The organism is Mucilaginibacter sp. (genome assembly GCF_028287845.1).
Lineage (GTDB): Bacteria > Bacteroidota > Bacteroidia > Sphingobacteriales > Sphingobacteriaceae > Mucilaginibacter.
Genome location: NZ_JAQBOW010000066.1, coordinates 1 through 13,067 on the forward strand (window position 1 = coordinate 1; position 13,067 = coordinate 13,067).

General features: G+C 39.7%; 14 protein-coding genes and 2 pseudogenes. 5 read left to right on the forward strand and 11 right to left on the reverse strand.

Going from position 1 to position 13,067, the window contains the following annotated elements; all coding sequences use genetic code 11:
* A partial coding sequence (locus JWP71_RS05795) for a serine protease (RefSeq protein WP_299497892.1) occupies positions 1 to 929 on the forward strand: 929 nt, incomplete at its 5' end.
* A 475-nt stretch (positions 930 to 1,404) separates the two neighbouring features.
* Here JWP71_RS05795 and JWP71_RS05800 read toward each other — a convergent pair.
* The 4 genes and pseudogenes from JWP71_RS05800 to pdxH form a co-directional block, all read right to left on the reverse strand.
* Positions 1,405 to 1,824 carry a hypothetical protein gene (locus tag JWP71_RS05800; protein ID WP_299497894.1) on the reverse strand — a complete coding sequence of 140 codons (420 nt, stop codon included), beginning with the start codon at positions 1,822 to 1,824 and terminating at the stop codon, positions 1,405 to 1,407.
* A gap of 455 nt (positions 1,825 to 2,279) precedes the next feature.
* Positions 2,280 to 3,407, reverse strand: a complete 1,128-nt coding sequence (locus tag JWP71_RS05805) for an NADH-quinone oxidoreductase subunit D (protein WP_299497910.1) — start codon at positions 3,405 to 3,407, stop codon at positions 2,280 to 2,282.
* A 159-nt stretch (positions 3,408 to 3,566) separates the two neighbouring features.
* Positions 3,567 to 4,028, reverse strand: a pseudogene (locus JWP71_RS05810) (NADH-quinone oxidoreductase subunit C); the annotation flags it as partial.
* Positions 4,025 to 4,672, reverse strand: coding sequence for a pyridoxamine 5'-phosphate oxidase (gene pdxH / locus JWP71_RS05815; RefSeq protein WP_299497895.1), 648 nt, complete (start codon positions 4,670 to 4,672; stop codon positions 4,025 to 4,027). The gene pdxH and the pseudogene JWP71_RS05810, both read right to left, overlap by 4 nt.
* 117 nt (positions 4,673 to 4,789) lie before the next feature.
* Here pdxH and JWP71_RS05820 point away from each other — a divergent pair, with 117 nt between their 5' ends.
* On the forward strand, positions 4,790 to 5,353 hold the full coding sequence (locus JWP71_RS05820) for a YqgE/AlgH family protein (protein ID WP_299497896.1): 564 nt from the start codon (positions 4,790 to 4,792) through the stop codon (positions 5,351 to 5,353).
* Between the two features lie 27 nt (positions 5,354 to 5,380).
* On the opposite strand, the gene purE is transcribed toward JWP71_RS05820, so the two are convergent.
* The 3 genes from purE to JWP71_RS05835 are packed head-to-tail and all read right to left on the reverse strand — an operon-like array spanning position 5,381 to position 7,588.
* A complete protein-coding gene (gene purE, locus JWP71_RS05825; protein ID WP_299497897.1) occupies positions 5,381 to 5,887 on the reverse strand; it encodes a 5-(carboxyamino)imidazole ribonucleotide mutase in 507 nt (168 codons plus the stop codon).
* 11 nt (positions 5,888 to 5,898) lie between these two features.
* Entirely contained in the window at positions 5,899 to 6,432 is a 534-nt protein-coding gene (locus tag JWP71_RS05830; protein ID WP_299497898.1) for a hypothetical protein, read from the reverse strand.
* A 16-nt stretch (positions 6,433 to 6,448) separates the two neighbouring features.
* Complete coding sequence (locus JWP71_RS05835; RefSeq protein WP_299497899.1) at positions 6,449 to 7,588, reverse strand: 5-(carboxyamino)imidazole ribonucleotide synthase; 1,140 nt, start codon at positions 7,586 to 7,588, stop codon at positions 6,449 to 6,451.
* 116 nt (positions 7,589 to 7,704) lie between these two features.
* Between JWP71_RS05835 and JWP71_RS05840 the strand changes: the two genes are divergently transcribed.
* A complete protein-coding gene (locus JWP71_RS05840) occupies positions 7,705 to 9,168 on the forward strand; it encodes an NADP-dependent isocitrate dehydrogenase (RefSeq protein WP_299497900.1) in 1,464 nt (487 codons plus the stop codon).
* Positions 9,169 to 9,455: 287 nt separating this feature from the next.
* Here the strand turns inward: JWP71_RS05840 and tnpA are convergent, their stop codons facing one another.
* Genes tnpA through JWP71_RS05860 form a run of 4 tightly spaced genes read right to left on the reverse strand, consistent with a single transcriptional unit; the run spans position 9,456 to position 11,515 of the window.
* On the reverse strand, positions 9,456 to 9,917 hold the full coding sequence (gene tnpA, locus JWP71_RS05845) for an IS200/IS605 family transposase (RefSeq protein WP_299497902.1): 462 nt from the start codon (positions 9,915 to 9,917) through the stop codon (positions 9,456 to 9,458).
* Positions 9,918 to 9,924: 7 nt separating this feature from the next.
* The gene (locus tag JWP71_RS05850) at positions 9,925 to 10,398 is read right to left on the reverse strand and encodes a hypothetical protein (protein ID WP_299497904.1); all 474 of its coding nucleotides are present in this window, start codon (positions 10,396 to 10,398) and stop codon (positions 9,925 to 9,927) included.
* 27 nt (positions 10,399 to 10,425) lie between these two features.
* Complete coding sequence (locus tag JWP71_RS05855) at positions 10,426 to 10,911, reverse strand: NADH-quinone oxidoreductase subunit B (RefSeq protein WP_299497906.1); 486 nt, start codon at positions 10,909 to 10,911, stop codon at positions 10,426 to 10,428.
* The gene (locus tag JWP71_RS05860) at positions 10,904 to 11,515 is read right to left on the reverse strand and encodes an NADH-quinone oxidoreductase subunit A (RefSeq protein WP_299497907.1); all 612 of its coding nucleotides are present in this window, start codon (positions 11,513 to 11,515) and stop codon (positions 10,904 to 10,906) included. Before JWP71_RS05860 ends, JWP71_RS05855 begins: the two co-directional genes overlap by 8 nt.
* Between JWP71_RS05860 and JWP71_RS05865 the strand changes: the two genes are divergently transcribed.
* Together JWP71_RS05865 and JWP71_RS05870 are read left to right on the forward strand one after the other, a co-directional pair.
* On the forward strand, positions 11,514 to 12,728 hold the full coding sequence (locus tag JWP71_RS05865) for an NAD(P)/FAD-dependent oxidoreductase (protein WP_299497908.1): 1,215 nt from the start codon (positions 11,514 to 11,516) through the stop codon (positions 12,726 to 12,728). The genes JWP71_RS05860 and JWP71_RS05865 overlap by 2 nt on opposite strands.
* Before the next feature lie 22 nt (positions 12,729 to 12,750).
* Positions 12,751 to 13,067 (forward strand): annotated as a pseudogene (locus tag JWP71_RS05870) (hypothetical protein); the annotation flags it as partial.

A 13,067-nucleotide genomic window follows, 5' to 3' on the forward strand; every position in this document is an offset into this window, starting at 1 on the left:
AACTGGAAAGCCGTTTAAATGCAATTCACCAGGAAATTGATGTGCATACGCTTAAAGAAAACCTAATGGTACATCCGTTATGGATAGTGCAGTTGTGGCGCAACCATCATTCAAAAATATCGGTAGCCGCATCGGTAGCTATATTTGGTGTATTAGTTGCGTTGCTATTTACTGGTAAGTTAAACACTAACGATAATACCAAAATTGAGCAGCTTAGATATAATGTAGAGCAGCTTAAAAAAGACAATAAAGTCATAAGCCGTTCAATCAATGCGATAAAATCAGCAAAAGGAAATGCCGCTCCGGACAAATACAGCGCAACCGCTACAGGTTTTGCTATTACGGCGGATGGATTGATTGCTACCAATTATCATGTTGTTAATGGTGCCAATGGGGTATCTGTGCAAAGCGCAGATGGTACCACCTACAAAGCCGAAGTATTATACACCGAGCCACAACATGATATTGCGATATTAAAGATCACCGATAAAGCGTTTGAGGGCCTGAGCGCCGTACCCTATACATTTAAAAAAGCTGACGGTAATTTAGCCGAACAAATATCAACCTATGGTTACCCTGATGGTTTTCCGGAGTATACGCCGGGTTACTTATCATCATTAACCGGAGAGAAAGGTGATAGCGTTCATTACAAGGTTACCATACCTATTAACCCTGGTAACAGCGGCGGCCCGTTATGGGATAGTAAAGGCAACGTAATCGGTATCACTGATTCAAAACAAGCACAGCTTGAAGGCGAACATTTTGCAATTAAATCAAAATACCTGCTTGATGCTATTCATAACATCCCTGCCGATTCTTTAGATAAAAAGATTATTTTAAACAAGAAAAATACATTAACCGGTTTAACCGAAGCTCAAAAAATGACAAAGGCAAAAAACTATGTATTTATGGTTAAGGTTTATAATTGATAAAAATATAACGGGTATCCACCCCAACAGAAAAGGCGCGAATAGCGCCTTTTCTGTTGGGGTGGAATAAAATGTCAAATCTTAAGAATTCTCCCACTCGCATGGTCTTTCAAACAGACCCAGTTGGGGCTGACTTCTAAAACCCAGCTTAACGAAAAGACAAAAGCACTGTCATGAATATTATTGATACCATGCTCACCAAGCAAAAGTTTCAAACTTTTCTTTGAACAAAATATAGCTGTAAAATAACAAAGCCCGGCACAATATTGGCCAGGCCCTATTTATTTATTATCTGTCTGGTTGCCACCAGCGGGACGCTGGCGATAGCCTCCTTTAAAAAAAGTCCTTGCGGCAACTTAGGGAGTTTACAGCGACATCAATCAAAGACCCTTTAACACCCCAACCTACACCAAAAGTACTTATTCCATTGTTTATGGGCATCCTACGAAGAAGAGTTCCCCCCTGATTGACATTCTTAATTATTATAATCTGTTGTCAAATCTTTTATTAGATTATCCCATCTTTCAGGTTCTTCCAAATCTTCCTTGTTTGCTATTCCTAATATAATATATTCACCCATAATGGTGAATATTACTTGCCTTTCATTAATGGTTGTATCGTAATCAGCTTTTTTCAAATCCGAAGTACCTTTCCTCCTGTAGAAAAAAGAGAGTTTAATTGTGTCTTCAATAATTGATAATTCTTTAATTCTAATTTTATTTTTACGGATATTGCTTCGTGTATAATAAAAATCAAAAGCTGAAACGAGAAATGCGGTAATATAGATAATCAATCCATCAAAAATGAATATGGACAAAATAGCCCCTATTGTAGTAATTGAAAGAATCATTAGAATTACCTTTTCATTACTCTTGTCATCAAATTTGTATGTCATTAGTTTTGTTTTTATGATTTTTTCTGGCCTTTGTTAGTGTTATCACCAACAAAGGTGTGTTGGCCATTTTTGATCGATATTTACCCTGATTCCTAAACATAACGGTACTTGTTGGTGATGACACCAACAAGGGCAAGCGCCTTTTCTGTTTGGTGGTGTCAAAATGTAGGTGCAAAATATCGATAGCTATCAAGGCAGTCAAACTTGTTTCATTTTGTTTCAAAACTTGTTACACCACTTCAAAAATAGGCGTTTTGTAATTATTTGATTATCAATAAACAAACTCACAATTGCGCCTAAAAATACTGACGAATAAGTTGTTACATTTTGTTACATCACTTTTTCGCAATTGTCTTATAAGCAATGCTTTAAGTCGAAATCTTGTTACACTTGTTACATTTTGTTACACACTCGCGTGTAACAAAATGTAACAAGTGCAGCCCTGTTGATTTTACCTACCTATCCACTTCTCCTAACACAAAATCAATAGAACCTATAATAGCTATTAAGTCGGCTATCATAACACCCTTAGCAATTTCTGGCAGTACAGATAGGTTATTAAAACTTGGTGCGCGTGCCTTTGCACGGAAAGGTATTTCTGATCGTGCATCGTTAGCTATAAAATAAAAACCTAATTCGCCCTTCGCGCCTTCGCATCTTACATAGTAGTCCTGTGGTTTAGGGGTTAATTTACGCGGAAGTTTAGCGCGCGGGTCAAAATCAGCAGTGCGTTTTAACTCGTTTTGTAAACGATCAAGGCATTGTTCAATAATTTTCAGCGATTGTTCTATTTCATCAACACGCACTTTGTAACGATCCCAGCAATCGCCTACCGTACCCATGGCACCTGTACCAACAGGTATATCAAAATCAAGCTCCGGGTAAACAGAATAATTATCAATGCGCCGCAGGTCCCATTTTAAACCCGATCCACGCAGCATAGGCCCCGAACAGCCGTAGTTAATAGCTACATCCCGGGGCAATACGCCAACATTGGCTGTACGGCTTATAAATATCTGGTTGTCTGTTAATAATTGATTTAGCTCGACCATTTTGGGCTTAAAATAGTTTACAAACTCCCGGCAGCGTTCTTCAAACCCAACTGGCAGATCATAAAACAAACCACCCACCCAAATATAATTGTACAGCATTCGCGAGCCAGAGGCCCATTCAAGCATACCCATAATATGTTCACGATCGCGGAAGCACCATAAAAAAGGAGTAAAGGCGCCGATGTCAATACCATAAGTACCTATCGCAATTAAATGCGAAGCTATACGGTTCATTTCGCAAACTAAAACCCTGATATATTCAACACGTTTAGGGATGTCTTTATCAATACCCAGCATCCGCTCAACACCCATTACAAACGCGTGGCTATTATTCATTGATGCCAGGTAATCCAACCTGTCTGTAAACGGAATAGTTTGCTGATAGGTGAGCGATTCGGCATGCTTTTCGAAACAGCGGTGCAGATAACCCATATGGGGTATAACCTCTTTAACTATCTCACCATCTGTAATCAACTCTAACCGTAAAACACCGTGTGTTGACGGGTGTTGTGGCCCCATATTAAGTACCATATCCTCAACACTGGCAGCGGCTATTTTTTGATGGTAATTATCTAATGCCCGGTTGTATTTTGAAGTCTGTGGGTTAGAGGTCCTATATTCAATTTTTATGCTGTTATCCGCAGATGGGGCAGGATAATCTATTTTTATTCCTTTATAATATTCGGCTGCTTTATAATCTTTCCGTAACGGATAACCTTCCCAATCATCGGGCAATAAAATCCGGCGGAGATCGGGGTGGCCCTCAAAAAATATTCCTTCCAGGTCATAAGCCTCACGCTCGTGCCAGTCGGCAGTACGGTAAACGGTAGATACGCTGGGAAATGAGGGTAAATTATCCTCATCCCGATCATTAGCTTTACTTATTTTTAAAGTAAGCTGTAATTTATAGGGGATAGAGGCTAAATGGTAAACTACGCCAAATCTTCCATCTTCAACGCCATAATCAACTCCTGTTAAGCAGGATAAAAAATCAAAGTAGGTTTTAGTGTTATTGCGCAGTTCCAGGCATACATCAACAATACGGTCAGGTTCAATTATCAGGGCCGGTTGCAGGCCGTCAAGCTCTTCACCGACAATTATTTCGGCACCAAACTTCTCGATAAGTAAAAGTTTAATATCCTCAAAACTCATGGGGCCAGGCGTACTTTTTTCCAGTTTTTGTTATCTATCTTTTTAAATAAAATACGGTCGTGCAGGCGGCTGGGCCGTCCCTGCCAAAATTCAATGATGCGCGGCTTTAATATATATCCACCCCAAAAAGATGGTTTAGGAATTTCAGCATCAGCATATTCTGTTTCCAACTGGCTTATCTTATTTTCCAATATATCTCTGCTGGTTATTTCCTGGCTTTGTGGTGATGCCAGCGCGCTTATTTGACTAAGTTTTGGACGGCTATGAAAATACTTTTCAGATTGCTCCTTGCTTAGCTTTTCTATATTACCCTCAATGCGTACCTGGCGTTCCAGTTCGCCCCAAAAAAAGGTAATGGCACCCAATGGGTTTTTAGTTATTTCTTTCCCTTTACGGCTCAAATAGTTAGTATAAAAAGCAAAGCCATTTATGTCAAATCCTTTTAGTAAAACTATACGTGCAGAGGGACGGCCATCAGTTGTGGCGGTTGCCAGGGTCATGGCATTTGGTTCATGTATTTGGGCTTCAATTGCTTCGTTGAACCATATATCAAACTGTTTTATGGGGTTGATATTGATGCTGGTTTCTGATAAAGAAGCAGCACTGTATTCTTGTCTTAAATTTTGTAATTCTTCTTGATTCATTTAATGCAAACTTACAAATTAATTGTACCGTAAATAGTTAATATTGTATTTCATATTACATGCTGGAACATATTTTACTTTAGCTTGTTAATTTAGTCATAATATAAAAATACGTCTATGTTAAATTCTATCACAGCCGCGGCAGGGCGTTTGTTAATTTCGGAACCATTTATGTTGGACCCGAACTTTAAAAGATCGGTTATTCTGTTAACAGAATATGCTGATAGCGGTGCCATGGGTTTTATATTAAATCATCCAAGTGATTATTTGCTGGGTGATGTTTTGCCGGATACTTCCTACTCTGAAATACCAGTATATATCGGCGGACCCGTAGCCGCCAATACCTTACATTTTATACACTGCGTCCCCGAAAAAATTGAAGGTGGTATTGAAATTTGCAATGGTATATTTTGGGGTGGCGATTTTGAAATGGTTAAACAATTAGTGGCAGACTATCAACTAAGTGAGAACGAGATAAAATTCTTTATGGGCTACTCCGGCTGGACACCAAATCAATTAAATGATGAGCTAAAAGAAAATAGCTGGATAGTAGTTGAAAAATGCAGTGCCAAAATCGTATTTAACAATAACGAACAAGATATGTGGAAAGAAGTTGTGTTAAGCCTGGGTGCCCGTTACGCGCATATTGTAAATTTTCCTGAAAATCCGCAGTTGAATTAGTTAATAAGTGTGATGACGGAAATTGAATTATTTTCGATCTGAACGCATTTCTTCCGCCGATTCCTCAACCTTTTTCCTTAAATTTTCTTTGTAAGCGATAAGTTTTTTAACGATAGATGCATCAGCAACAGATATAATTTGCGCAGCTAATATCCCCGCGTTTTTTGCAGCATTTAAAGCAACCGTAGCTACTGGGATACCATTTGGCATTTGGAGGATAGATAAGATGGAATCCCATCCATCAATAGAGTTGCTTGATTTTACCGGAACACCAATAACGGGTAAATGCGTCAACGAGGCTACCATACCCGGTAAATGTGCCGCGCCGCCCGCACCGGCAATAATCACTTTCAGGCCACGACCGGCGGCTTCGCGGGCATACATAAACATACGGTCGGGTGTGCGGTGGGCTGATACTACTGCTATTTCGTATTCAATACCCAGTTCATTTAAAACGTCGGCAGCATCCTGCATAACCGGTAGATCCGATTTGCTGCCCATGATGATTCCTACTTTTGTGGTTGTTGAGTTCATAGTAAGCGTGATTATTTCAACGAATTAATATTTTTTTTGGAAATGGTTATTTTAAACGAATTAAAATAATCATTTAATACTTTGTCTTCTTGTTTTAAAGGCTCTCTTGACATGATGTAATAATCTATTCCCACCTCATTTAGAAAAACAAAACGATTATAATTATATATTTTCACATTTTGAATAACGAAATTATAAGAATATTCAACACCATTAACACCATCTATTTGAATATTTTTTTTGTATAAAAGAGTGCCCTTCAATGCATCAATTTCTAACTTGATCTGATCATTGAAAAAATCATCTCTGATATCAGATGCGGAAGGGCCAATGGTTGGCTTTTTTAAATGAGCCGCTTGAACTACATAACCTTGTTGTATCCCTTGATAAGCATAAACCACTAATTTTCCTGGCATAGATCTTTCAATTGGAGTACCGGGAAATTTTATTTGTGCCATATCGTTTATATTCAGCGGATAATTTAACTGACAAAAAGCCTTCGTAGCGCAGATTAAAAGAAGCAAAGTCATAAATAACTTTTTCATATCCACCAACAATGAACTAACTAACAACCTTCAATGTTCGCTGCACAAATCTCGCTGTTTCTATCGCTTTTTCTCTATCCGCATCTACAATAGTAACATGCCCCATCTTGCGGAATGGCTTGGTTAGCGCTTTGCCATATAAATGTACATAAACACCGGGGCATTTTAATATTTTTTCAATTCCCTGGTAAACGGCGGGTCCTTCAAAGCCGGGCTCGCCTAATATATTTATCATTACCGCGTTGCTTAAGCAAGCGGTATCACCTAAAGGTTGGTTAAATATTGCCCGTAAATGCTGCTCAAATTGCGAAACTACATTCCCTTCAATGCTTTGGTGCCCGCTGTTATGCGGACGTGGCGCTAACTCATTAACCAGTATTTTACCATCTTTGGTCAAAAACATTTCAACAGCCAATAAACCAACAATTTTAAGGTCGTCTGCTATTTTTTTAGCGATGCGTTCGGCCTCTTGTTGTATCTCGAAGGATAGGGTAGAGGGGGATATCAGAAATTCCACCAGGTTCACTTCAGGATTAAACTCCATTTCTACTAATGGGAACGTACTTATCTGGCCGTTTTTATTACGGGCAACTATTACGCCTATTTCTTTTTCAAAATCTATTAAATGTTCAATCAGGCTTGGTTCGGTAAAGGCGTTTGGCAGATAAGATTCATCAACAACTTTATAAACCCCGCGGCCATCATAACCATCGCGCCTTAATTTTTGTATATAGGGGTATGGTATAATGTTCTGTTTTAATTCTGCAGCAGATGAGATTACCTTGAACCCTGCAGTAGGGATATTATTTTCTTTGAAGAATTGCTTTTGTAAGCCCTTGTCTTGTATCAGGCGTATAATGCGTGGTTGCGGGTAAACTAATACGCCTTCTTTTTCCAGCTGCTCCAGCGCGTCAACGTTTACTTTTTCAATCTCAATAGTAAGGAGGTCAACCTTTTTGCCAAATTTATAAACCGTTTCATAATCGCCCAGTGAGCCAACTACAAACTCATCACATAATTTGCGGCATGGAGCCTCGCGGTCAGGGTCGAGCACCTTAACGGTCACGTTATAATTTATGGCCTGTTGTATTAGCATCCGGCCCAACTGTCCGCCGCCTAAAATACCCAATTTAAGGTCTCCGTAAAATGCTTTCATTTTGTAGTGCAAGTTTACTGTAAATCTTTCAAATAGCACAGGTAAATTTAGTTTTATAGCTAAAAATGGCCTTGAAAAACTGTATTTTTGCGCCGTTTTATATATATTCATTTACCATGAAAACCAAAATTGCAGTTGCCAATGGCGATGGGATAGGCCCGGAAATAATGCAGGCCGTATTAAAAATTTTTAAAGCCCATAACGTCCCGCTTGAGTATGAGTTTGTTGAAATGGGTAAATCTTATTTCGACGCAGGCCACTCAACCGGGATGACAGATCAGGCAAAAGAAACCATTGAAAAATTAGGCATTCTGTTTAAGGGCCCAATGGAAACCCCAAAAGGTAAAGGTGTTAAAAGTATAAACGTAACCGCGCGCAAAGTTTGGAACACCTATGCTAATCAGCGCGATTTTAGAACATTAAATGGTGTTGAAACTGTTTTTTCTAAAGCAGGTATACCAATTAACCTAACCATCGTTCGTGAAAATATTGAGGATACTTACGGTGGTATTGAGCACTTGCTAACTTATGATGTGGCCGTTGGCCGCCGTATTATTACACGCCCGGGATCAGAACAGGTAATCCGTTATGCTTTCGAGATGGTGCGCCGCAAAGGATATAAAAAATTAGCCTGCGGCCATAAAGCCAATATTATGAAACTGACAGACGGGCTTTTCCTTGAAGTTTTTAAAGAAGTAGCCAAAGAATATCCGGATATTGAAGCATCAGACATTATTGTTGATGACCTGTGTATGAAGCTGGTATCGCGCCCGCAAATGTTCGAAGCTATTGTATTAACCAACTTGCAGGGAGATATTGTGTCTGACCTTTGTGCAGGTTTAGTTGGCGGTTTAGGTTTTGCACCATCGGCCAATATTGGTGATAATATTTCCATATTCGAGGCGGTTCATGGTACCGCGCCAGATATTGCAGGCATGGGTATTGCTAATCCTACGGCGCTGTTGCTTTCGGGTATTTCTATGCTGCGTTTTTTAGGATATTCATCAAATGCTGCCGCGATTGAGAATTCATTGCTTTATACCTTAGAGCAAGGGGTACATACCGGCGATTTTGGCGACAAGTCTACCCCATCATTAGGTACAACAGATTTTGCAGATGCTGTAATTGCTAACCTGGGTAAAGTTCCGGCTGATGGCGGCGTATTTGCCGATGCTGATTTTCAAGTTAAACAAAACGCCAGTCCAATTAAAAATAAACTTACGCTCTCAACAGGTGCTAAAGTTGAAGAGGAAATGATCGGCGTGGATGTGTTTGTAGAATCAAAGGTACAACCGGGTGAATTGGCCGAAGTAGCTAAGAAGAGTTTAAGATTTAATGAGAATTTTAATTTGGTAATGATATCGAACCGCGGTACACAAGTTTGGCCAACCGGCTCTATTTATACCGAGTTGGTTAATGAATACCGCATCCGCTTTGAAAAGAAGCCAGGCACTACGATCAAGCAAAAAGAAATATTGCATATAGCAGCTGATCTGTCTGAAGATGTGAAAGTTTGTTCGGTTGAGTTTTTGATGAATTTTGGAGGTAAGATAGGGTATACGTTGGCGCAAGGACAGTAGATTTAGTCGTTTTGTAGTTCGGCGAAGTTGCGTACCTATCGCCAATGTCATTAATTTAAGAGAACCCCCATCGGGGTTCAAGGTCGGTAGCAAAATAAAATACCCAAGAAATGCCCGTGCCGTCAGGTACGGAACTTCGCCGATGTTGCGTACCTGACGGCACGCCAAATAATTATATGATATTTTCTACCGACATTTTGCACCTACGGTGCATTTTTTTAATAATATTTCCTCTTAACTTAATGACTTTGACCTTTACCCCGTAGGGGCAATACTTAACGAAGCAATTATTCCAACGACTTGAAAATATAACGGTCGTCGTATTCAACCTCGAAGTTATCAAGGAACTGTTTATACTCTTCCAAAAAAGTCTTTTTGCGATGATGGTCCTCTTGATTTTCAATGTATTCGGCAACTGTTTTTATTTGTGATCGTGCATAAGAAAATGCTCCGTAACCCTCTTGCCATCTAAATATTGTTGGATTGAAGCGTTGCTTATTTATCCATTCGGATGATTCGCTTTTAACTATTCGCATTAAATCAGATAGCGCTTGATTGGGCCTAAATCCAAAGAAAAGATGCAGGTGGTCAGGCATACTATTTATTGCGATCAGTTTATGGCCGTTATTCTGTAAAATGCCTGTAATATATTGTTGCAGACGCTCCTTCCAAATTGGTTCAATAACTGACTGCCGAAACTTAACAGCTATAACACATTGAATATGAATTTGCGTATATGTATTAGCCATTTGAAATTTAAGCCCTTTTAGATAATTTCTTATCCGCTATTAAAGCCACAGGCAACGCCACACAAATAATTAACGCGCAAACGCCGGTAATAATGGCTACTGGTTTTATATGATGCGGGCCTATTTGGCTTAGGGGGATCACTATTAAATTCATAATAACCCAGGCAATGCCACCGTACACAATGGCTACTACATATTTGTTTTTAAAAATTGAATAGGAAAAAGAATATAGTAAATAAAAAGCTGCCGAAAATACATAGGCTATAAGATAGTGAAATAATATCCCCGCTACAACCATTTCTTCGGCACCGGCAAAAGCTGCCTTGCCAAATATGCCGCTGGCAATAAACCTGAATATGAGCAGCGGACTTATTTTATAATTGAGCAGAAGTGCTGCAATAGCATCCAGCGTTCCGGTTAATAGGCCTAACCAAAGAATGTTTCTTAAAGTATTGCGTTTAAAGGTGTTGGCTGCAGGCATAAATCAAATATATAATTTTTTGATTAATTATCCTTTTATCAAATGTTCGCCTTCTATCTTTTTTTGTAATTCTAAAATAGCGCCAATTAATGCCTCGGGGCGCGGGGGACAGCCCTGTACGTATACATCAACCGGGATAACCTGGTCGACGCCCTTAACCACATGGTAGCCATGCTGCCAGTACGGCCCGCCACAATTGGAGCATGAACCCATAGAGATAACATATTTAGGCTCGGGCATTTGCTCGTATAAACGTTTTATGCGTTCGGCCATTTTAAAGGTTACGGTGCCAGCAATTATTATCACATCAGCCTGGCGGGCAGAGGGGCGTGGGAACACACCGAACCTGTCCATATCGTAAGTTGATACGAAAGACCCCATCATTTCTATAGCGCAACAGGCAATACCAAAACTCAACGGCCATAATGATGATAACCTTGACCAGTTAAGTAAGTCGTTCATTTTGGTAACAACAATGCCGCCGCTTTCGTTAGTCATATCAATACTACTCATTGTCTGGCTTTTTAAATGTTGGTTTAAACATGGGTTTCCTAATCGGTGCTTCGTTTGAAGTAGCAGGGGCAGTTGCAGTAGCAGCCGAAACCAACACGGGCTCTAAGGCAAATTCTTTTACCTTATAAACACTTTGCTCCAAATTTAGTTTTTCATATAAAGAAGCAGGTATACTGGTATTGGTAGTTGGCACAGCGGGTTTAGGTTTTATCCAATCTAAGTCGCCTTTGCACCAAACGTAAACCAGTCCCAATATCAATATTCCTAAAAATATAAACATTTCTGCTAATGAGAACCATCCCCAGCGTGCATCCGCAGCAATAATTTCATGATTGCCAAATACCGTTGCCCAGGGGAAAACAAATACCATTTCTACATCAAACAATAAAAAAACAAGAGCGATAACGTAGAAGCGTGAATTAAATGGAAGCCACGCGTTACCTGTTGGTTCTTCGCCGCATTCGTAGGATGTTAGCTTTTCGGGGTTAGGGTTATTGGGCGCAATTAAGCGGTTTACAAAAAACATCATTGCTACAAGGATTATTCCTGTAATTAAAAAGATAAGTATCTTTCCAAATTCTGATATTTGCGAAACTTCTACCATGTCGGCAAATTTAATAAAACAAAAAGATTTTGATGCTATAATTATTGGCGGAGGTGCCTGCGGATTAATGTGTACCGTACAAGCCGGTTTTTTAGGCAAGCGCACACTGATATTAGAGAAAAATACTCAAGTAGGCGCCAAGATATTAATAAGCGGCGGAGGGCGGTGTAATTACACTAACCTATACTCCTCGCCTAAGCAATTTATTTCACAGAATGAACACTTTAGTAAATCGGCCTTTGCGCAGTGGACAGTGGATGATACCATTAGTTTTTTTGAAACCTATGGAATACAGGGCAAAGAAAAAACGCTGGGGCAACTATTCCCGGTAAGCGATAAGGCTAAAGATATTGTAAGGGTGTTCACTGACCTCTGTGCAGATTTAGGGCAGGAGATAAAATGCGATGCAGATGTAAAAAGCATTGAACAAACCGACAATGGGTTTGAAGTTGTATATGAAAAGCACGGACGAGAAATACGTTTACATACTGCAAAAGTAGTAATAGCAGCAGGCGGCTTACCGATACAAAAAATGGGCGCTACTGATTTTGGCTTGCGTACAGCCCGCAAATTCGGGTTAACGCTAATTGATACCGCTCCGGCATTAGTGCCGCTTACTATTACGGGTAAAGACCAGCAATGGTATGAGCAATTATCGGGCAATAGTATTTTTTGCAGGGTGTGGAACGATAGGGCCAGTTTTGAAGAGAATATTCTATTTACACACTGGGGTTTAAGCGGCCCTGCTATTTTGCAAATATCATCTTATTGGAAAGCAGGAGAATTTATTTATATCGACCTGTTACCCAATGAAAATATTACCGAACTGATACAGGAGGAAAGGGAGTTAAATGGTAGAAAGACATTGCTTAATTATCTGTCGGGAATATATACCCGCAAATTCGCGGAAGCGCTAAGCGGATATTTACCAATGGAGAAGAATCTTGCCTCGCTAAGTAAAACAGATCTTGAAGCTATAGATAACCTTATACATAATTTTAAGGTAAAGCCTGCCGGCGATAAGGGTTATGATAAAGCCGAAGTTATGCGTGGCGGCGTATCTACCGATGAAATTTCATCCAAATCATTAGAAGCAAAAAAAATACCCGGCCTGTTTTTTGGCGGCGAGTGCATTGATGTTACCGGTTGGCTGGGTGGCTATAATTTTCAATGGGCCTGGGCAAGCGGGTTTGTTATAGCGCAGAATATTTAAAAATAATTATAATATTTGCCGCATGACCAAAAAGGTTCTCTTTTTAACAGGCTACCAATGGCTTTGGGTATTGTATATTGCCGTTGCGGCTTATACCTGTGTGTTTAAATATACCCGACATATAGACAATAATTACAAAATATTCAGGGCATCCTATTACCACGCCCGCGAAGAAAAAACTTTGTATGGGTTTTACCCCAACGAGTACGGTGATGAGTATTTTTATGGACCTGTTTTTCCGGCAATTATAGCGCCGTCTGCATTGCTTCCCCATGCCTGGGGTTTTTTACTATGGGAACTGGTAAATGCCTTCGCTATTTTAATAGCCATACACTTGCT